General features: G+C 60.8%; 15 protein-coding genes, 1 tRNA gene and 3 pseudogenes. 15 read left to right on the top strand and 4 right to left on the bottom strand.

Annotation, left to right across the window (positions count from 1 at the left end):
- Positions 1 to 29: 29 nt before the first annotated feature.
- A complete protein-coding gene (locus RZR99_RS24730; protein WP_323122404.1) occupies positions 30 to 263 on the top strand; it encodes a hypothetical protein in 234 nt (77 codons plus the stop codon).
- Here the strand turns inward: RZR99_RS24730 and recX are convergent.
- Both recX and recA read right to left on the bottom strand, forming a co-directional pair.
- Entirely contained in the window at positions 206 to 1,054 is an 849-nt protein-coding gene (gene recX / locus RZR99_RS24725) for a recombination regulator RecX (protein WP_323122403.1), read from the bottom strand. The two genes, RZR99_RS24730 and recX, sit on opposite strands and share 58 nt — an antisense overlap.
- Positions 1,054 to 2,142, bottom strand: a complete 1,089-nt coding sequence (gene recA / locus RZR99_RS24720) for a recombinase RecA (protein WP_323122402.1) — start codon at positions 2,140 to 2,142, stop codon at positions 1,054 to 1,056. The genes recX and recA overlap by 1 nt, the downstream gene beginning before the upstream one ends.
- Before the next feature lie 208 nt (positions 2,143 to 2,350).
- On the opposite strand from recA, the gene RZR99_RS24715 reads away from it, so the two are divergent.
- From RZR99_RS24715 to RZR99_RS24680, 8 genes and pseudogenes are all read left to right on the top strand, one after another.
- The gene (locus RZR99_RS24715; protein ID WP_323122401.1) at positions 2,351 to 3,076 is read left to right on the top strand and encodes a response regulator transcription factor; all 726 of its coding nucleotides are present in this window, start codon (positions 2,351 to 2,353) and stop codon (positions 3,074 to 3,076) included.
- A 14-nt stretch (positions 3,077 to 3,090) separates the two neighbouring features.
- Positions 3,091 to 4,638 carry a sensor histidine kinase gene (locus RZR99_RS24710; RefSeq protein ID WP_323122400.1) on the top strand — a complete coding sequence of 516 codons (1,548 nt, stop codon included), beginning with the start codon at positions 3,091 to 3,093 and terminating at the stop codon, positions 4,636 to 4,638.
- Between the two features lie 222 nt (positions 4,639 to 4,860).
- Positions 4,861 to 6,519, top strand: coding sequence for an MFS transporter (locus RZR99_RS24705; RefSeq protein WP_323122399.1), 1,659 nt, complete (start codon positions 4,861 to 4,863; stop codon positions 6,517 to 6,519).
- 112 nt (positions 6,520 to 6,631) lie between these two features.
- A tRNA-Met gene (locus RZR99_RS24700) sits at positions 6,632 to 6,708 on the top strand.
- A 165-nt stretch (positions 6,709 to 6,873) separates the two neighbouring features.
- Positions 6,874 to 7,358, top strand: a pseudogene (locus RZR99_RS24695) (DUF2778 domain-containing protein).
- A complete protein-coding gene (locus RZR99_RS24690) occupies positions 7,355 to 7,639 on the top strand; it encodes a hypothetical protein (RefSeq protein ID WP_323122398.1) in 285 nt (94 codons plus the stop codon). Before RZR99_RS24695 ends, RZR99_RS24690 begins: the two are co-directional and overlap by 4 nt.
- 92 nt (positions 7,640 to 7,731) lie before the next feature.
- Positions 7,732 to 8,861, top strand: a protein-coding gene (locus RZR99_RS24685; RefSeq protein WP_407655497.1) for an IS3 family transposase whose coding sequence is annotated in 2 segments (ribosomal slippage) — positions 7,732 to 7,981 and positions 7,981 to 8,861 — 1,131 coding nt in all. Because the reading frame shifts where the segments join, the coding sequence is not laid out codon by codon here.
- 292 nt (positions 8,862 to 9,153) lie between these two features.
- Entirely contained in the window at positions 9,154 to 9,861 is a 708-nt protein-coding gene (locus RZR99_RS24680) for an AbiU2 domain-containing protein (RefSeq protein WP_323122397.1), read from the top strand.
- A 244-nt stretch (positions 9,862 to 10,105) separates the two neighbouring features.
- Here the strand turns inward: RZR99_RS24680 and RZR99_RS24675 are convergent, their stop codons facing one another.
- Positions 10,106 to 10,615, bottom strand: a complete 510-nt coding sequence (locus tag RZR99_RS24675; RefSeq protein ID WP_323122443.1) for a site-specific integrase — start codon at positions 10,613 to 10,615, stop codon at positions 10,106 to 10,108.
- Between the two features lie 309 nt (positions 10,616 to 10,924).
- On the opposite strand from RZR99_RS24675, the gene RZR99_RS24670 reads away from it, so the two are divergent.
- The 6 genes and pseudogenes from RZR99_RS24670 to RZR99_RS24645 all read left to right on the top strand — a co-directional run bounded on the left by RZR99_RS24670 (position 10,925) and on the right by RZR99_RS24645 (position 18,907).
- Entirely contained in the window at positions 10,925 to 13,432 is a 2,508-nt protein-coding gene (locus RZR99_RS24670; RefSeq protein WP_323122396.1) for a type VI secretion system Vgr family protein, read from the top strand.
- Positions 13,433 to 13,491: 59 nt separating this feature from the next.
- Positions 13,492 to 16,248: a hypothetical protein gene (locus RZR99_RS24665; RefSeq protein ID WP_323122395.1), complete on the top strand. Its 2,757-nt coding sequence runs from the start codon at positions 13,492 to 13,494 to the stop codon at positions 16,246 to 16,248.
- A 135-nt stretch (positions 16,249 to 16,383) separates the two neighbouring features.
- Entirely contained in the window at positions 16,384 to 16,959 is a 576-nt protein-coding gene (locus RZR99_RS24660; protein WP_323122394.1) for a hypothetical protein, read from the top strand.
- Entirely contained in the window at positions 16,956 to 17,207 is a 252-nt protein-coding gene (locus RZR99_RS24655; protein WP_323122393.1) for a PAAR domain-containing protein, read from the top strand. Before RZR99_RS24660 ends, RZR99_RS24655 begins: the two co-directional genes overlap by 4 nt.
- Before the next feature lie 50 nt (positions 17,208 to 17,257).
- Positions 17,258 to 18,211: pseudogene (locus tag RZR99_RS24650) on the top strand (lytic transglycosylase domain-containing protein); the annotation flags it as partial.
- 444 nt (positions 18,212 to 18,655) lie between these two features.
- A complete protein-coding gene (locus tag RZR99_RS24645; protein WP_323122392.1) occupies positions 18,656 to 18,907 on the top strand; it encodes a PAAR domain-containing protein in 252 nt (83 codons plus the stop codon).
- Between the two features lie 435 nt (positions 18,908 to 19,342).
- Here RZR99_RS24645 and RZR99_RS24640 read toward each other — a convergent pair.
- Positions 19,343 to 20,105 (bottom strand): annotated as a pseudogene (locus tag RZR99_RS24640) (phage portal protein); the annotation flags it as partial.
- Positions 20,106 to 20,221: the final 116 nt, after the last annotated feature.

The raw sequence follows: 20,221 nt of genomic DNA, 5'->3' as shown, positions 1-20,221 counted from the left end.
GCCGCGCGGGGCATGGCGCTGGCCAATGCGTGCAGCGCAGCAAAAATCGGTGCGGCGGCGGGCGTTCCTGCGGGGTGCGGGGTGCGGGGTGCGGGGTGCGGGGTGCGGGGTGCGGGGTGCGGGGTGTCGGCTTCGGCTTCGGCTTCGGCTTCGGCTTCGGCTTCGGCTTCGGCTTCGGCTTCGGCTTCGGCTTCGGCTTCGGCAATCAATCGTCGCCGAACATCTCGTCGCCGACCTTCAGCAATTTCATGATCGTCGCCTGAGAAAAGCCGCGCATCGCGAGAAAGCGCACCTGCTTCGCGCGCTCGGCGGGGGTTTGCGGCACGACGCCGAACTTCTTGCGCCAGACGGCCTGCGCGCGCGCGAACTCGCTTTCGCGCAGTTGCGCACCGACTTCCTCGACGAGCGCATCGCCGACCGCATGACGCTTGAGTTCGCTGACGATACGCGCCGAGCCGACCCGGGATGCGCGCCGGTGCACGAGACTCTCGGCAAAACGCGCATCCGACAGCCAACCCTCGCGCTCGAGCGCATCGAGTACCGCGTCGAGGTCGTCTCCCTCGTCCACGTACGACGCAAGCTTGCGCGCCAGTTCCGAGCGGCTGTACTCACGCCGGGACAGATAGGCGAGCGCCCGTCCCTTCAACGACCGGGTGGACTGTCTTGGGCCGGATGCCCGCGCGCCGCCTGCGTCCGCCGATTCCTCCGCGAACGGGGAAGCACGCCGTTTCGAACGATAGGGCGATTGGCTCGTACGGGTGTAGACGTCGCCGCCTGCCGGTGCGCCGGACTGCGCATCGCCCGTCGCGCCGCGATTTCTCTCGACATCGTGCGCGTCGAACGACTCGTCCACATCCGTGGATGCGAAGGGATCCGAACGCTGAAACGAAACGGGGGCATCGTCCGATGCCCCCGTAGCAGGACGACCCGCGGGCCGTCCTTCAGTCGAACCGGGCATGCGCACCTGACGTTCCAGCCGGGCCGACGCATCCGGCGCTTCCTGCCCCCGGCGCCCTGCTCCCGACGAACCTGCGCTACCCCGGTTCTTCTGCATCACTCCTCGTCGTCCATGACTTCGGCTTCTGCGGAGGCTGCGGCTACGGCTGCGGCACCTTGCGGCATCGCGCTCACACCGAGCGACTCGCGGATACGGTTTTCGATCTCGCGGGCGATTTCCGGATTTTCGCGCAGGAATTCGCGCGCGTTGTCCTTGCCCTGGCCGATCTTCTCGCCGTTATAGCTGTACCACGCGCCGGCCTTGTCGACGATCTTCGCCTGCACGCCGAGATCGATGATTTCGCCCTGACGGGAAATACCCTCGCCGTACAGGATGTCGAAAATCGCTTCGCGGAACGGCGGCGAAACCTTGTTCTTCACGACCTTGACGCGGGTTTCGTTACCGATCACCTCGTCGTTCTTCTTGATCGAGCCGATCCGGCGGATATCGAGACGCACCGACGAATAGAACTTGAGCGCATTACCGCCCGTCGTGGTTTCCGGGTTGCCGAACATCACGCCGATCTTCATCCGGATCTGGTTGATGAAGATCACGAGGCAATTGGTACGCTTGATCGTGCCGGTCAGCTTGCGCAGCGCCTGCGACATCAGCCGCGCCTGCAGACCCGGCAGCGAATCGCCCATCTCGCCTTCGATTTCGGCCTTCGGCACGAGCGCCGCGACCGAGTCGATCACGATCATGTCGATCGAGCCCGAGCGCACCAGCGCATCGGCGATTTCGAGCGCCTGCTCGCCCGTATCGGGCTGCGAAATCAGCAGTTCCTGAATGTTCACGCCAAGCTTGCCCGCGTACTGGACGTCAAGCGCATGCTCCGCGTCGATGAACGCCGCCGTGCCGCCGATCTTCTGCATTTCGGCGATCACCTGCAGCGTGAGCGTGGTCTTGCCGGACGATTCCGGGCCGTAGATCTCGACCACGCGGCCGCGCGGCAGACCGCCGACGCCGAGCGCGATGTCGAGACCGAGCGAACCCGTGGATACCACCTGGATATCCTCGACCGCTTCGCCGGCGCCGAGCCGCATGATCGACCCCTTGCCGAACTGCTTCTCGATCTGCGCGAGCGCAGCCGCCAGTGCCTTGCCCTTTTCCGCGGTCATCCCGGAGGCCTTCTTGCTTTCTTCCATGAATCGTCCTTTGCTATGATGAGCAGCGTCTGCCCCGGGTGCACCGGTTTCGATCCGGCTCGACAAGCCGTTAGGTGCACGAATGCAGACACTGTATAAAAAAACAGTGGTTTATGCAAGCACGCGATGCGAGCACGCGTAATCCAGATCATTTCGGAGACAGCCGCGCCGGCCCCCACGCCGCGTTGCCGGCCATCGGTTGCGCATCATGCGAATTCTCATTGCCGAAGATGACAGCATACTCGCGGACGGCCTGACCCGGTCACTCCGCCAATCGGGCTATGCCGTCGATCACGTGAAGACCGGCGTCGAAGCCGATACCGCGCTGTCGATGCAGGCATTCGACCTGCTGATCCTCGATCTCGGCCTGCCCCGGATGTCCGGTCTCGAAGTGCTGCGCCGGTTGCGGGCCCGCAATTCGAACCTGCCCGTGCTGATCCTGACGGCCGCCGACAGCGTCGACGAACGCGTGAAAGGTCTCGATCTCGGCGCGGACGACTACATGGCCAAACCGTTCGCGCTGAACGAACTCGAGGCCCGCGTGCGCGCGCTGACGCGGCGCGGCGCGGGCGGCGGCCCGACCGTCGTCCGGCACGGCTCGCTCGCCTACGATCAGGTCGGGCGCATCGCGTATGCGAACGAGCACGTCCTCGACCTGTCCGCGCGCGAGCTCGGCCTGCTCGAAGTGCTGCTGCAGCGGATCGGCCGGCTCGTCTCGAAGGAGCAGCTGGTCGACCATCTGTGCGAATGGGGCGAGGAAGTCAGCAACAACGCGATCGAAGTCTACGTGCACCGGCTGCGCAAGAAGATCGAGCCGAGCGGGGTGCGCATCGCCACCGTGCGCGGCCTCGGCTACTGCCTCGAGAAAGTCGCCCCGGCAGACGGCCCCGCCGCGTCGGCGGCCCCGAGCGCCGTCAGTCCGTCGCTGCGCTGACGCGCGGGCGCCCGATGGCCACCCCGGCCCATTCCGCCCGCGCCGCACCGCCTCAGACCGACGCGGCGGACGCCGCACGCGACGCCCGCTACGAGAATCCCTTCGCCCCGCCCGACGAGGCCGACGCCGCCGAAGGCACGCGCCCGCGCTCGCTGTTCGGCGAAATCCTCGACTGGATGCTCGCGCCCCTGCTGCTGCTGTGGCCGATGAGCATCGCGGTCACTTACCTCGTCGCAAAGACGATCGCGAACGGCCCGTTCGATCGGGCGCTCGAAACCAACGCGTACGTGCTGGCGCGCCAGATCGCCCCTGTCAACGGCGTCGCCGAACTGACGCTGCCGCGCGCGACGCTCGACCTGCTGCGCACCGACAACGTCGACAGCGTCTACTATCAGGTGCTCGGCGCGCGCGGCGAACTGGTGTCGGGCGAAGCCGACATGCCGCTGCCGCGCGACGAGGATCGCCCGCCGCCCGGCGTCGTCGTGTTCCGCGACGATCTGCTGCGCGGCAACGACATCCGCGTCGCCTACACGACGGTCGCGCTCCCGCAGGCGCGCGGCGCGCAGCCGGTACTCGTGCAGGTCGGCGAGACGCTCGACAAGCGCAACGCCCTCGCGAACGACATCATCAAGGGCGTGATCCTGCCGCAGTTCGTGATCCTGCCGCTGGCGATTCTGCTGGTTTGGTTCGGGCTGTCGCGCGGCCTCGCGCCGCTGACCGCGCTGCAGGCGCATCTGCGCGGCCGGCGCCCCGACGACCTGTCTCCCGTCGAGGCACAGCGCGCGCCGCCGGAAATCGAACCGCTCGTTACATCGTTCAACGATCTGCTGGCCCGCCTCGAACAGAGCATGGCGCTGCAGAAGCGCTTCATCGCCGACGCCGCGCACCAGATGAAGACCCCGCTCGCCGGGCTGCGCACGCAGGCGGAGTTCGCGCTGCGGCACGACGTGCCGCCGGAGGTCGCGCGCTCGCTCGAGCAGATCGCGACCAGTTCCGAGCAGGCGGCGCGGCTCGTCACCCAACTGCTGGCGCTCGCCCGCGCCGAGAACCGCGCGAGCGGGCTCACGCTCGAACCCGTCGAAATCGCGACGCTTGCGCGGCTCGCCGTCCGCGACTGGGTGCAGGCCGCGCTCGCGAAACGGATGGATCTCGGCTACGAGGGCCCGGACGACGATGAGCGGCTCGACGTCGACGGCCACCCGGTGATGCTGCGCGAAATGCTCGGCAACCTGATCGACAATGCGATCCGCTATACGCCGGACGGCGGCCGCATCACGGTGCGCGTGCGGGCCGAGCGGCCGGCGGGCGTCGTCCACGTGGAAGTCGAGGACACCGGGCCGGGAATCCCCGTGCACGAACGCGAGCGGGTCGTCGAGCGCTTCTACCGGATCCTCGGCTGCGAAGGCGACGGCAGCGGGCTCGGTCTCGCGATCGTGCGCGAGATCGTCGCGCAGCACGGTGGCACGCTGACGCTCGACGACCACGTCTATCAGGCATCGCCGCGTCTCGCGGGGACGCTCGTCCGCGTCGGCCTCGCGCTACGGAATCCGGCCCCGGAATAACCCTGACTCCCGCCCCGGCCAGTCGAATCAAGCCGATCATTTGACCGACATTTACAATCAATTCGCCTATGATGATTAGTACATGTCTGGCGATGACGAATTTTAGCGCTCCGCAATTTTGATATTTCGAGTCAGTACGCCGTAAGTTTCCCCGCCAATAATCGATGCGGGAGCCGCCCGAGCAGGCGGACCGCACACGTATATCAAAATTGGAGACAATTCATGGCAACGGTAGGCGGGGACATTTCGCACGCACCGATGACGCGCGACGAGAAGCGGGTGATCTTCGCGTCGTCGCTCGGCACGGTGTTCGAGTGGTACGACTTTTATCTGGCCGGCTCGCTCGCGGCCTATATCAGCAAGAGCTTCTTCTCCGGCGTCAATCCGACCGCCGCATTCATCTTCACGCTGCTGGGCTTCGCGGCGGGCTTCGCGGTCCGGCCGTTCGGCGCGATCGTGTTCGGCCGCCTCGGCGACATGGTCGGCCGCAAGCACACGTTCCTGATCACGATCGTGATCATGGGCGTCTCGACCTTCGTGGTCGGCTTCCTGCCCGGCTATGCGTCGATCGGCATCGCGGCGCCGGTCATCTTCATCGCGATGCGGTTGCTGCAGGGCCTCGCGCTCGGCGGCGAGTACGGCGGCGCCGCCACCTACGTGGCCGAACACGCGCCCGCGCACCGCAGGGGCTTCTACACGTCGTGGATCCAGACCACCGCGACGCTCGGCCTGTTCCTGTCGCTGCTCGTGATTCTCGGCGTGCGCACCTCGATCGGTGAGGAAGCCTTCGGCGCATGGGGCTGGCGCGTGCCGTTCGTCGCGTCGATCCTGCTGCTTGCCGTGTCGGTCTGGATCCGTCTGCAACTGAACGAATCGCCGGTGTTCCTGCGCATCAAGGCCGAAGGCAAGACGTCGAAGGCGCCGCTCACGGAAGCGTTCGGCCAATGGAAGAATCTGAAGATCGTGATCCTGGCGCTGGTCGGGCTGACGGCGGGCCAGGCGGTGGTCTGGTACACCGGCCAGTTCTATGCGCTGTTCTTCCTCACGCAGACGCTGAAAGTCGACGGCACGAGCGCGAACATCCTGATCGCGGCCGCGCTGCTGATCGGTACGCCGTTCTTCGTATTCTTCGGCTCGCTGTCGGACAAGATCGGCCGCAAGCCGATCATCCTCGCGGGTTGCCTGATCGCCGCGCTGACCTACTTTCCGCTGTTCAAGGCGCTGACGCACTATGCGAATCCGGCGCTGGAGACGGCCACGCAGCAGTCGCCGATCACGGTGATCGCCGATCCGGCCGAGTGTTCGTTCCAGTTCAATCCGGTCGGCACCGCGAAGTTCACGGATTCCTGCGACATCGCGAAAAGTGCGCTCGCGAAGGCGGGCCTGAACTACGAGAACGTCGCCGCGCCGGCAGGCACGCCCGCGCAGATCAAGGTCGGCGACGCCGTCATCCCGACCTACGACGGCAAGGCGGCCGACGCGAAGGACCAGGCCAAGGTCTTCGACAAAACGCTCGCGGCAACGCTGAAGGACGCGGGCTATCCGGCCAAGGCCGACCCGGCCCGCCTCAACTGGCCGATGACGATCGTGATTCTGACCATTCTCGTGATCTATGTGACGATGGTGTACGGACCGATCGCCGCGATGCTGGTCGAGATGTTCCCGACGCGGATCCGCTACACGTCGATGTCTCTGCCGTACCACATCGGCAACGGCTGGTTCGGCGGCTTCCTGCCGGCGACCGCGTTCGCGATCGTGGCGGCGAAGGGCGACATCTACTCGGGGCTCTGGTATCCGATCGTGATCGCGCTGGCGACCTTCGTGATCGGCCTGCTGTTCGTCAAGGAGACCAAGGATACGAATATCTACGCGCAGGATTGACGCGCAGAGGCCGCCTGGCGCGCGAGACCGGCCTGGCGGCCCCGCCTTTTTAAAGAAATTGGGGATAAGCGCTTGACACGTTCGCGAAGCTTCCCCATAATCGCTTTCTCTTGGCGAATTAGCTCAGTCGGTTAGAGCGACGGAATCATAATCCGCAGGTCCGGGGTTCGAATCCCTGATTCGCCACCATATGCAGAAAGGGTCTCCGATGGAGACCCTTTCTCATTTATATTCCGCAAAATTCCGCCTGTTCCGCAAAATGGATTCACGGCGCGGCCATAGTCGTTCCGACAGCTGGCGAATTCACCAGTGCTTTGCTACAGTTTTCCGACATTTGACTCTCGCGGAAAACCTATGCCGGCGACGTGTCTCTACACCTTGAACAATCAACGCCTGTCTACGCTGACATGCACTGGATTCGGCAGCGCCGCCGCGTTCTCCGGCGAATCGGCATACGTCAACAACCCTCGGGCAACCTCGGTCGCCGGACAGGGGCCTCTTCCAGCCGGCCGCTATTTCATCGTCAACCGGGAAAGCGGCGGCCACCTCGGGTGGCTGTACGATTCAGTCAAAGACGCTTGGTCGAACAGCAATCGTTCCACGTGGTTTTCGCTCTATCGGAACGACAGCGCCATTGACGACTGAACGTACATCAATGGCGTGAAGCGCGGGTAACTTCAGGCTACATCCAATCGGACGCGGGGGCATTAGCGATGGGCTGTATCACGCTGACGTCGCCCGCTCAATTCGATCGACTACGCTCGTTTCTCTTGTCTCAGCCGACTCAAGTGATTCCGGGAACTACCATCAAGTACTACGGAACCGTAGACGTGCGATGAAACTGCTAATCCGTCTCGCGATTGCTGCCGCCCTGACCGTGCCGATTTGCCTCGGCCTGGCGCGAATCGACATACTCGCTCGCTGGGTCTGGAGCGAGTCGACATGGAACGCGCTGCTACCGCTTTTCAGACTGCTCGGCATCTACGGCAGCGAGGGTGGCGAGGACGTCCTCGTCACCCTGCTGTTAATCCTGAGCTTCACTATCGCCTTCGCCGTCGCATCGGGAATCGTCTGGATCGCGACTAGATTTATCGTCCGTCGGCACAACAAAACCGCATGAATTGCCACTACCTGGGCCCCGGACAATTGACCTTTCCCCTCTGAAGTATCCCACTGTAAAGTTAGTGGCAAGGCCGCAGGAGAACCCTTGTCATGAAGAAGTCGCGGTTCAGCGAAGAGCAGATTATCGGGGTGCTGAAGGAAGCCGACGCAGGCATGAAGGTCGCAGACCTGTGCCGCAAACACGGCATATCGGATGCGACGTTTTATAACTGGCGTAGCCGTTACGGCGGCATGGACGTGTCGGAAGCGCGACGATTGCGGCAACTAGAGGAAGAAAATCAGCGGCTCAAGCGGCTGGTGGCCGACCAGGCGCTGGACATCCAGGTCCTGAAGGACGTTCTCGGAAAAAAGTGAGTTCGCCCGCGCAGCGTCGAGAAGTTGTGCGGCAGGTGATTGAACAGCACGACTTTTCGGAGCGCTGGGCGTGCGCGCTCATTGGCCTGAATCGCCGAACGTACCGGCGGCCGGCGCCGCCTGACGCCGACCATGAAGTACGGCAACGGCTGCGCGAGCTGGCACAGGAGCGGCCACGGTTTGGCTCGCCCCGCCTGCATGTCTTGCTACGCCGAGAGGGCCTGGTCCAGAACCACAAGCGTACTGAACGGCTGTACCGCGCAGAAGGCCTATCGCTTCGGCTGAAACGTCGCAAGAAACGCCCGAGTCATCTACGCGTAGTCATGCCGACGCCCAACGGCGCAGACGAAAGCTGGGCGATGGACTTTGTTGCTGACGCGCTGGCGCATGGTCGACGCATACGCATGTTGACGATCATCGACGCGTGGAACCGCGAGTGTCCGCACATCGAGGTCGACTTCTCGCTAACGGGGGTACGCGTGGCGCGTGTGCTCGAGCAGTTGCGGCAACGAGGACGATGTCCCAACCTGATTCAGATGGATAACGGGCCGGAGTTTGTCAGCAAGGCGCTCGATGCCTGGGCGCACGAACATGGCGTCAAGCTGCAGTTCATCCGTCCAGGCAAGCCGGTGGAAAACGCGCACATCGAAAGCTTCAACGGCCGACTGCGCGAAGAATGTTTGAACCAGCATGCGTTCGTCAGTCTCGACGATGCACGCATGCGAATCGAAGCCTGGCGCACTGACTACAACTCAGTGCGCCCGCATAGCGCCTTGGGGCAACTGGCGTCGGACCAATCCCGGCAACTGCATCAACCGAAAACCGGCGAACCCACTAAATTACGAATGGTGTACTCGGCGGGGTAAGGTCACCTGCGCGGTTCGTGCTTGTCCTGACACCACTGATGCTGATGTTTTGGTCCATGTTTTATCTGAAGACGAACAGGATCATATTTCTACAGAAAAAACACGAGGTGAAAGGACTGCTTGACCGGTATGGAGAAAAGCTTATCTTCACCATTGTCGGCGCAGCACTCGCCGTTGTGGGTCAGATAGTTGTCAAGATGTATCTGGGGAAGTAATTCCCCGTGTGCGAAATACACCGAGCCCGCGAGCAACGATCAAATAGATCAAGCGCAACGACATGGAGACGCACGCAATGGACTTTGATGAAGAACTTGCGCAGATGAAAGTTGCGGTGAAAGCCGCCGAAGATGAAGTAATGCAGGCGGTCATGTTCCATGAGAGCTGGAAGCCAACCGCATACGATGAAGGACTTCAGGTGCGAATGGGAAATTCATATGCCACCCACACATTTCACATAGTACGACACGCACTTCGACGCGAGATGCTCTTGGCGCTCATGCGAATTTGGGATACGAACAAACAGGCACTTCGAATGAGTGCCATTGCTGACAAACTGAAGAATGGTGAATTCTTCGACAATCTTGTGGCCGTCCGGGCCAAAAGCAGAGGTTCATCAACGATCGATATGAGAGGCGCTCTTGAACCGAAGAGGGATAAAATCATCGAACTGGTTCAAAAGTATTCAGAGAACGGTGACGGTTTCGCAGTATTCCAGAGGGTCAAGACACTGCGCCACGAACAACTGGCGCATCGACAAATAGGCCCGACAAAGATGAAGCCGACAGATGCGGATGGCGCAAATGTCCCTGACAAGGAAATTGAAGTCTTCCACAACGACACTGCTGAGATTGTTCGGCTGTTACTTAGCGTGGTACACGCTACCGCGTTTGATATTGCTTCGGATGGCGCAGGGGTCTACGAACACCACGCCAAGTTCTTTTGGGCGGCAGCGCGCGGAGAACGAACTGAGGGACATCCAAACTACATGCCACCGGCCTGACGAGGCAATCGAAACCTCATCTGGCTAGTTAAGATCATCCGCCCGAGGGCGAACATGCATAGCGCCGAAGAAGCAAAAAGCATGATCTACTCGGAGGTCACCGGGTCCGACCAGGACCGTACCGCTGCTTTCCTCGCGCGGTACGGCCAGCAAGTCGAGCGATGCGCGGAGTTGACGGTGCAAGCGATGATGGACTGGCAAGCGTTCGACGAGGCAGCGAGGCAAGATGAAAAGCGCGGGCATATCACTCTCCATCGCGCTCCGACTCCGCGTCACCGGTAGCAGCCAAACCAGCAGCTTGCAACATCGCACTAGCGGCCGTCTCCATCGAATTTCGAACAGGCTCCATCCAGAGACGCGCATAGATCGCCGTCGTCTGTGTCGACTTGTGATTTACGATCACCGACAAATTCGCACCGGTCCCGGCCTGCCACGAGCCCATCGTGCGGCGAAGATCGTGCAGCCGCAGATCGGCAATACCGGCTTTGTCGAGAACTATCTTCCACGCCTTCTTCGGCTCCACCAGATGGCCCGATTCTCCCGTTCCCGGAAACACAAAGTCTGAATCCGCGCACACCGCCGAGTTCTTCCGGGCTTCGAGGATCGCAATGGCATCCGGGACAAGCGGCACCGATTGCGGCGTTCCATTCTTCGTTTCCCGGATGCGCCACTCGCCTCGTTCCAAGTTCACGTCGTTCCAGTTCATCGCGAGCACGTTGCTGCGTCGCGCACCGGTTAGGAGACTCATAAGTATGTAGTCGCGTAAGCCCTTTTTGCTTCCAATCTACGTCTCATATTAGACAATGTCTAATATCGGGCGGACATCAAACGTCAAAAATCGTCACCTTTCCGCTATCAATCGGGCCGACTTTGATATGCTCTTTTGAGCATCGGGACGGGATTTTCCAGTGCCTCTTCTCTCAGACGCCCCGATATTCGAAGGCCCGGCTTTCGGTCTCCATACTGCAGTCGGGCCTTCGCATTTTCTGATATGACGCACGCAGTCTCGGCCTCGGAATGTTGATAGCGGTCGAACTCGCTTTACACAAAACGGGGTGACCACGTGGCCGGGGAAATCTTGCTGAAAGTACTGCGCGGCGGCTACGCGCAGTTCGATCGCATCGTCAAACTCGACACGCCGCTCGGCGACGACTGGCTCGTGCCGCTGTACGTCAAGATCAACACCCGGCTCGGGCGCAACTTCGAGGTGATCGTCGACGCGTCATCGGTCGTCGGCGACAAGATCAAGCTGAACGCCCTGATGCTGCAACCCGTCACGCTCTGGATTCGCCAGACGGACGGCGGCTATCTGCCGATCCACGGCTACGTGCAGCAGGTTCGCCGCCTGGGATGTGACGGGGCGGTGTCGTATTTCCAGCTCCGGTTCGCCTCCTGGTTAAGCTTCCTCAAGCTCAGCAGTGACCGGCGCGACTGGCAGGAAGCCAGCGGCTGGCAGATTCTCGCCGACATATTCGACAAGCATCCGCAGGCTTCCGGCAACTATGGGCTGGAACTGCGCGCGGCGATGCGCTCGTATTCGCACCGCATGCAGTGGGAAACCGACTGGAATTTCGTGCACCGGAGCCTGGAAGAGGTCGGTGTGTTTCCGCGCTTCGATTTCGCGACGGACGGCAAATCGCACAAGGTCGTCATCATGGACGATCTGTATTTCGGCCCTTCGCTGCCGCAGCCGGAAATGAAATTCAGCCACGCGGGCTCGAACGAGGAGTTCGACGGGCTGACGCAATTGAGCGAGCAGCAGGACGCGCAAAGCGCGACGCTGACGCTCGGCACGGCCGACTATAAGCGGCCGGACCTCGATAAGCAGGTCAGCACACCCGCCGCAAATCTGGATGAGCTGCCCGGACAGGGCGAGGATTACCTCTATACCGGCTCGCAGACGTGGGCGGTATCCGATATCGGACAGCAACAGGCCAACATTCGCACCGAGGAATGGGCTTCGCGGGCGAAGCGCTATTTCGCGGTCGGCAGTCCGCGCTACGCGTTGCCCGGCTACTGGTTCAAGGTGACGGGACACCCGATCCTCGACACGCTGTTGGCCGAAGACCGCGAGCTGTCGATCATCGCGAGCGACTGGCTGATTCAGAACAACCTGCCCGGCCTTGACACACTCGCGCGATTTCCGCGTAGCCTGCGCAGCGAGATCGAGCAGGCGCAGGCGGCCGGGGCCGGTACGGCGGTCAGTCACCGCGACGGCGGCGTCGGATTTCTCCAGGTCGAGATCGAGGCGCAGCGCCGCCGCACGCCGTTCCGTAGCCCGTTCGAGCACGAGAAGCCCGAGATGCACCTGCAAACGGCGATGGTCGTGACGGACAGCGACGACGAAATCCACACGGACGACGGCAACCGCGTGCGGGTCCGAACAACGGACAGCCGAAAGGATCGCAATACGAAGTCGACGCCGTGGATTCGAGCGGCGATGCCTGACGCCGGCGCGAAGCGCGGCGGCTACTTCCCGTTGCGCAAGGGCGATCAGGTGCTCCTGGGTTTCGTAAATGGGGACTGTGACCGACCCGTCATCATCTCGAGGCTGCACGGGGGCGCGACGATGCCGGTATGGCACACGCACGGCCTGCTGTCCGGTTTACGGTCCCGCGAATACGGCGGCGACGGCTTCAACCAGCTCGTGATGGACGACTCTAGCGGTCAGAACCGGGTCCACCTTTACTCATCGAGCTACAGCTCTCACTTACATTTGGGTTACCTGGTCGAGCAATCCGACAACACGCGCGGCGCGTTCCTCGGCAGCGGTTTCGACCTGAAGTCCGGCGCACACGGTGCCGTGCGTGCCGAACAGGGGCTATATGTGTCGACACAGCCGGCCACCGGGCAGCCGCTGAACGTGACGGCGGCAACCGAGCCACTCGCAGGCGCGGAAGCCGTATTCGAAACCGTGTCGAAAGCCAGCGAAACGAACCGGGCCGAAAGCCTGCAAGACGGCCAGACCGCACTGAAGTCGTTCAACGACGCGACGCAGCGCACCGTTGCGGGTTCGACCAGCGGTGGCCGCACGGCCGGCGGTGGCACAGGCAATGCGAACGGCTTTTCGAAGCCCGTGATGCTGCTGTCGAGCCCGGAAGGCATCGCCGCGTCGACGCAGCAATCGGTGCATGTCACGGCGAACCAGCACGCGAACGTCGTTGCCGGCAAGAACGTCAACCTCGCGGCCGGCAAGTCGTTGTTGGTCAGTGTGCTCGACAAAGTCAGCCTGTTCGCGCAGAACCTCGGCATCAAGATTTTTGCGGCGAAGGGGCCGGTGGACATTCAGGCGCAAAGCGGCCCGGCGTCCCTTGTGGGCCTGCAGGACGTGAAGATCGAAAGCGCGGACGGGCGGTTGATTCTGACGGCTGCGAAAGAAGTGTGGATCGGCGCCGGCGGCTCGTACATCAGCATCAAGGGTGGTTTGATCGAGAACGTGACGACCGGGCAGATTCTGGAAAAGTGCGGGAATTGGGACAAGCCGAGCGGCGCGAGCGGGACGATTCGCGATCCGTTGCAGGCGACGCCGGTGTCGACCGATGGCGGGCGCGGTTCGCTCTTCTCCGGCTGACACAGCGGCGGGCATCGTCCACGCAGAAAAAAAACGAGAAACGAGAGATTTCGAGAAACATGAGCAAAAATCCCCTCTCCCCGAAGTCTGCCGCGCCAGCCAAGCCAGCGTCCGCGCCGAGCACACCCGCGACGCCACCGTACACGCCGCTGAACTGGGCCTTTCCGTTCACACCGTCCGGCAAGGAAGATCCGGCCAATCCCATGACCTACATGAAGGCGCTGGCGGTCGCTGAAGATGGGTTCTATCCACTGGGCGCAAACGGCATGTGGCACGGCGGCATCCACTTCGACCAGAACACGGGAGCGCAACTGAAACAAGGCGACGGCATCCGCGCAGTCGCCGACGGCGAAGTCGTCGCGTACCGGCTCGACAGCAAATATCCGGAACAGGACTACCAAGACGGCCGACACGCGTTGTATTCGACGGGCTTTGTGCTGATCCGGCATCGGTTACAACTACCGCCAGCACCACCGCCACCGAAACCGAAACCGAAACCGGACCCGGACCCGACCAAGAATTCGGCTGCGCAACCGGCGACGTCATCCAAGGCGACCGCGACGCCCGGGGCCACGCCATCACCGGGAGCGGCACCGGCAGCGAACACGAACAAGCCGGCACCAGGCGAAGTGTTGACGCTCTTCAGCCTGTACATGCACACGATGGACTACGACAGCTACAAGTCGGCGGCGGAACAGGCGAAAGTCGCCCAAGTCGATCCGGCGAAGCTAAACATGGGGCCGATGCCATATTGGGAAGGCGACCGTTTCTATCGGGTCGGCGACAAGGCCAAGGATCCACAGGAGATGCCGCGGCCGAAGGTGCCCTTGTCGAGCACACGCGATGTGCTTGGGGAGTTCATCGCAAGCGATTTCAAGAAGGTGCCCGAGCCGGTAGCAGATGCGAAAGACACGACGCCGCTCCCACCTCCCGTCACGGGCCTCCGTATCCGCGATCTGCCGAACGGGAAGATCATCGGCATCCTGCCGCGCGGGGCCGAATTGATCGTCACTACCGACGACCAGACAAAAGCGAAACCAGGCTGGGTAAAGATCAAGGCGATCAAGTCTGGCACGCCGGCCAGCGCAGTCGTCGGCCAGCCGGTGTCGCCACACGCGCCGTACGGGTATGTCTACGAGAAGGAACTGGACCCGATCGTCGACCCGAAGCCGCTGGACACGGTCGTCGTGCTGAAAGACCCATATACGGTCAAGGCAGGCGACGTGATCGGCCAGTTCGGCCACTATCTGCGCTACCCGGACGCAAAGCTGCTGCCGCCGAAACCGACCCGGCCATTGCTGCATCTCGAAGTGTTCGCCGGTCCTGAGCTCGAAGCATTCATCCAAAGGAGCCGTGAACGGGCAAAGCAGTTGCCGGCGTCCAAAGCGTTTCTGGAAATTTCGCAGGGTGCGCGACTCGTTAGCGATCTACCGGAACCGGACCAGAAGCTGCAACCCGGCGTCAAGCTTGCACCTCTCGCCGGCGACTCAAAGGGCAAGTGGGTCAAGGTACAACCGAAAACAGCCGCACCCGTCCATGGCAACCGCCACGCAAAGCCGGTATTCAACGACACCGGTACGCCTGTCTGGGTCGACGGCGGCCTTGCCAACACGACCACCACCGCGATCGTGCCCGGCTGGAAGGATTTCCCGTTGAGCTGCTCGAACGCAAAGGGGCCGGGAGCGGATTTCCGTGACGTGTTCCGGAGCGTCGATCTGGAGAAGAACGGCGCGGGGAGCATCGCGAAAGACGACAAAGGGCGCCGTTGGTATTACGTGAAGATCGGCACCAAGGACGGCGGAACACGCGATGGATGGGTATGCGAGCAAGACCACCCGCTCGTGCGGATGTGCGGGCCGTGGGACTGGCCGGGCTTCGAATTGGTCGACAACAGCAGTATCATGCCGGTCGACATGTTCAAGCGCTACATCCACGTTGCTGAACAGTTTCTGGCCGACGAAGACAAAACCGAATTCGAGACAAGCGCAGCCACGGTCAACGCGAGTCCGCTCATTGCGAAGCTCGAGAAGGCGATCGACGCGAACCACGACGGGAAGGTGACGGCACAAGAACTGAAGCATGCGCAGGAAACGCCATGGATGGCAGAAGCCCTCACCCACCTCGTCGTACGCTGCGAAAGCGAATGGGGCGGCGGCCTCGGTAAGTGGGAAGCACTGTCGCCGCTGATGAAGAAGCTGCTTTGGCTGTGGAAGACCGAGATCGAGCGGATCGGGAAGTTGCAGTGGTGGGAGCAAGTCACCGGCGTGGAAGGCTTCCCGAAGGAACCGAACCCTTGGCATTTCCATTCGATTGGAATTGTCGGAAATTTCATCGCGAAGCCTGTCACTGGCGAAAATAACTTCAACGAGGAAGACGCTAAGGACGCACTAAAATATATCTTTGACAAATATGGGCGCACCATCGCCGAGACCGTTGAGCGTATGTATCGGACGGAGACGAGACATTTCCAATCGAGCCAATATCGTCGATGCGGAACGGGCGGCATGGAAGTACATGGTCCAGCACCGTACTATGGATGGACTTCCGATTTTTACAGCGAACCTCCGATTGGGACATGGGCAGCCTTTGAAGGTGCCGGCCTCAGCGGAGCAGGTGGAAATGCGCAAGTTACGGATCGAAAGAAAGTGTTCGTCGTAGTTTCATCAGTGCGAGTAGGTATGGAATTCAAGGCCAAGTACATCGTGCACTACAATGGAAATTACGCGCGGTGGTTCTCAACCGACGCAAATGCACAGGCGGTTTACCGGAAAACACTTGAATCCATAACACCTCGAATCGTAAATTCATTTCAGTGATCTGACATGAGAATCGTTGATAAAATTGTAACGCTCACCCTCCTTCTGATAATTTCATGCGGCGCCCACGCCTCAACCGAAATCTGCAGAAGCGAATTAAGAGAGTTAGTTGTGCCTCCGCTTGAGCATGTTGCAATGAACAAGAAAGACATCCAGGCGGACATTGAAGATGTGTCTGATGGAGTTTATAGCGTCAGACTGCACGTCGCTACAGATAGCCCCGACAATCTTGATAAACAAGTGTCTATCGGCTGGGTGAATTTGGATACAAACTCAATGAAGGTACTGGATGTAACGCGAGACCCCGAACATCCAGACATGCTAAAAGTAGATGATGAAAAATACCGAAAATTCATTTCGGATTGCATTCCCAATAAATCGAAAGCAGCATCGAACTGCGACGACATCAACAAGCGTGCCTCGAAGCCTGCTACCGATATACCTCATTCTGAAAGTGGGATGGTAGTCATTGGAAACGGTCGACTCCAGTTTTATTCAGCACCGGATTACTCGTGCAAAATGCCAGGAGTCTTTATTTTGACTGGTGAATCTGTCGATGCATACACCCGCTATCACGAATTCACGTCTGTCACTTACCAGAACTCCAAGAAAACCAGCCCCGTTCGAGGCTGGGTAAGAAGTAGCCGACTGCGATCCAACGGCCTTGGTGCTGCTCCGCGGCAACCCGCCGCTAGCGAGCCCACGAAATGATGAATCTCATCCGCGTCGGTGACGACACCGACCACGGCGGCAAGGTCGAAACTGGCTCAAGCACAATGCACTTCGAAGGCCGTTATGTCGCTCGCAAGGGGGATTGCGTGTCGTGCCCGCAGCATCCTGACGTGTCGCCCAACGTCATCGAAGAAGGTGACCCGTCGATGACGGACGACGGCATCCCGATCGCTCGGCATGGTCACCGGGCCACGTGTGGCTGCCACCTGATTTCGAGCCTCGTCTAACGATATCAGTGCATGAAAGCGCACCTCCGCGCATAAAAACGCACGATTGATTCGAGACAAGCGCAGCCACGGTCAACGCGAGTCCGCTCATTGCGAAGCTCGAGAAGGCGATCGACGCGAACCACGACGGGAAGGTGACGGCACAAGAGCTGAAGCACGCGCAGGAAACGCCATGGATGGCAGAAGCCCTCACCCACCTCGTCGTACGCTGCGAAAGCGAATGGGGCGGCGGCCTGGGTAAGTGGGAAGCACTGTCGCCGCTAATGAAGAAGCTGCTTTGGCTGTGGAAGACCGAGATCGAGCGGATCGGGAAGTTGCAGTGGTGGGAGCAGGTCACCAGTATTGATGGCTTTCCGAAGGAGCCCAATCCTTGGCATCTCCATCCGATTGGAATTGTCGGAAATTTCAAAGCCAGCACCAGTAGCGCATTGGACGAACTTATAAAGAGGATTGGAGACATAATCTCCGGTGGCGAAGGCGGATACGAATCCTACAACTCGGGAACGAAGGGTGTTCCTGGAGGAAAGGTCGGCCATTCCTATATGAGCCCAGGTGCTGGCACCGTCACAGGCAAAACGATCAATGAGATTCTTGCCACAGACCCACTTTCTGGTACCGACTCAAAACGAATGTTCGCAACAGGAAAGTATCAAACGACGCTTTCCACTCTTAGATCTGGAAAGGCGGCGCTTGGACTGACGGGGGATGAGAAATACGATGCTGTAATGCAAGAGCGATTCTTCAAGGATTTTCTTTTCAGCAAGGCCGGAGGTGGAAAATTGGCATTTTTTGTAAAAAGCGGGGGTGGAACTGTAGACGGAGCGCAATATGCAGCGGCCCAAGAATGGGCCTCGATTTCCGTTCCCAAGGATATGCCCATTCAAGATGGAAGAATTTCGGATGGGCGCATGTCATATTATCAAGGCGCATCCAATTCGCACAATGCCGGTTCCACGGAAAAATTGCGCGACATACTTAACGAAATTGAGAGCACAAGAAATTAATTATGCGTATTCAATCCATTATTAAGCTGCTTCTCTGCATCGCCCTCTCTCTGATTGTGGGAACTGCGCTTGCCGATTCAAGTGTAAGTCCTCCGGGGGTTCCAAAAATCAAGATAGAAACCTCTTATGAAAAGGTACGCACAATCATGCTAAAGAGCGGATGGCACCCTTATCACGGAAAAAATGCATTACCTTGCCCCCCTGACGACAATAGATGTCAAGGACGCCCCGAAATGCAAGCCTGCTCTGACGTCGACCTCGGTCGATGCTCTTGGCTGTGGGAAAAAAATGGCCGAATTGTACTAATTAGAACGCAAGACGATGATCTATTTTATGGATTCTCCAAATATTACGGACAATGAACCACCGTAGTGTCCGGAAGATCGAGTTGTCGGAGGGAGCCGAATTTTCACTTCATTAGCCTGTATTTCCCATATTCCATTCATGATGAACCTGATTCGTGTCGGCGACGACACTGACCACGGCGGCAAGATCGAAACCGGCTCCACGACGATGCGCTTCGACGGACGTTTCATCGCCCGCAAGGGCGATCGCGTGTCGTGCCCGCAGCATCCCGATGTATCGCCCAACGTCATCGAGGAAGGTGACTCGTCGATGACGGATGGCGGCATCCCGATCGCATGGCACGGCCACCGCGCCACCTGCGGCTGTCACCTGATTTCCAGCCTCACCTAAGCGGCCACGGGAGAGCTGGTTGCTCGCGATCACGAAAGATCGAGACTGCATAACCAAGGCGCATAAAAGTGCATAGAAGAATCGGCCCGCCCATCGCCGCGCGGCCCGTGCCGGGCGGCCCGGAACGCCCGGCGCATGCGTGCATAAAAACCGTTCGTTTTTGCGGGCAGGTGGGGCGGGGTCACAACTGCGCGCGCCGGGTCTGAATCGTCATCCCTGGGGCAGGGTCCGGCCCCGTGGGGCGGCACCTCTGGCGCTTCAGGCGGCCCGCCGCGGTCCTGCGACGGGCTGGTCCGACCCCCTTGGGGTGCATCTCAGCGGCGACCGCCCTGAGGCACTCTAATCCGCCGGGGCCACGCCCAGGCGACAGACGTAAAAAAGCCGCCGGCACCAACGTGCCCGGCGGCTTTGCTCTGCCGGTTGCGCGGTCGGGCGTCAGCCCTTCGGCATCTCGAAGTCCTTGAACCGCACGACCTCGGCGCCGAGCCAGTCGTTCACCTCTCGCAGCCGTGCCTTCAGCGGTTCGATCTCGAGTTCGTTGAACACCTCGGCCGTGTCGTGCACGTCACCGAACCCGCCCGCGTTCGACGGGATGATCCCCATCAGTTGCGGGGGCACGCGGTGCGTCGCGAGCTGATCCTCGACCGTCACCTTCTTGATGTTCCAGAACTCGTCTTTCGCCGCGACCTCGCCGATCGGCAGGAGCTGGATGCCGTCCTTCTTTCCCTTCGGCGCATACATGAACAGGTTCCGGAAGCTGCCCGGCCCCTTCGCGTTCTTCAGCGCCAAGGTGCAGGTTGTCGACGTCCTCCTGGCGCTCAGCCGCGTCCGTCATGTACAGGATGAAGCCCGCGTGACTGCCGTTCTTGTAGTAGCGCCGGCGGAACAGCGTGGCGCTTTCGTTCAGCCAGGTCGAGTTCAACGACGACAGGTATTCGGGCAGCCCGTAGATCTCCTGATTCAGGTCGGGCTCGAACAGGTGATAGACCGCGCCATTCGGAAACTCATGCGGCTCGCGCACGTTCGTCACGAACCAGTATTGGCCCGGCTCGACGCCCACCCGTGTGTATTTCGCCAGTGAACACTTCAGTGCCATCGGTTTGCCGAGCCGGTTTGTGCGCAGTTCGAGGTAGCTGTTCGCGAAGACCAGGTACTCGAGCACGAACCGGCTGAAGTCCGCGCGCGGCAGCAGCGGATGGCGCGGCGAGCCATCGGCCGCGAATCCAAGGCAGAACAGGTGAATGCCTTCAGTCTCCAGAGCGGACAGCCTTCAACGCAATCCCGTCTCGCACTGTCCGCTCACCGCTGCGTTCT

The sequence above is a fragment of the Burkholderia alba genome (genome assembly GCF_034721475.1).
Taxonomy (GTDB): domain Bacteria; phylum Pseudomonadota; class Gammaproteobacteria; order Burkholderiales; family Burkholderiaceae; genus Burkholderia; species Burkholderia alba.
The sequence above is the reverse complement of the archived record's forward strand: the minus strand, read 5'-3'. Positions and strand labels throughout refer to the sequence as shown.

Bases quoted from the DNA above. Each gene is read 5' to 3' on its own strand.
- recX (WP_323122403.1), bottom strand. From the start codon at position 1,054: ATGCAGAAGAACCGGGGTAGCGCAGGTTCGTCGGGAGCAGGGCGCCGG.
- recA (WP_323122402.1), bottom strand. From the start codon at position 2,142: ATGGAAGAAAGCAAGAAGGCCTCCGGGATGACCGCGGAAAAGGGCAAG.
- RZR99_RS24715 (WP_323122401.1), top strand. From the start codon at position 2,351: ATGCGAATTCTCATTGCCGAAGATGACAGCATACTCGCGGACGGCCTG.
- RZR99_RS24710 (WP_323122400.1), top strand. From the start codon at position 3,091: ATGGCCACCCCGGCCCATTCCGCCCGCGCCGCACCGCCTCAGACCGAC.
- RZR99_RS24705 (WP_323122399.1), top strand. From the start codon at position 4,861: ATGGCAACGGTAGGCGGGGACATTTCGCACGCACCGATGACGCGCGAC.
- RZR99_RS24690 (WP_323122398.1), top strand. From the start codon at position 7,355: ATGAAACTGCTAATCCGTCTCGCGATTGCTGCCGCCCTGACCGTGCCG.
- RZR99_RS24680 (WP_323122397.1), top strand. From the start codon at position 9,154: ATGGACTTTGATGAAGAACTTGCGCAGATGAAAGTTGCGGTGAAAGCC.
- RZR99_RS24665 (WP_323122395.1), top strand. From the start codon at position 13,492: ATGAGCAAAAATCCCCTCTCCCCGAAGTCTGCCGCGCCAGCCAAGCCA.
- RZR99_RS24660 (WP_323122394.1), top strand. From the start codon at position 16,384: ATGAACAAGAAAGACATCCAGGCGGACATTGAAGATGTGTCTGATGGA.
- RZR99_RS24655 (WP_323122393.1), top strand. From the start codon at position 16,956: ATGATGAATCTCATCCGCGTCGGTGACGACACCGACCACGGCGGCAAG.
- RZR99_RS24645 (WP_323122392.1), top strand. From the start codon at position 18,656: ATGATGAACCTGATTCGTGTCGGCGACGACACTGACCACGGCGGCAAG.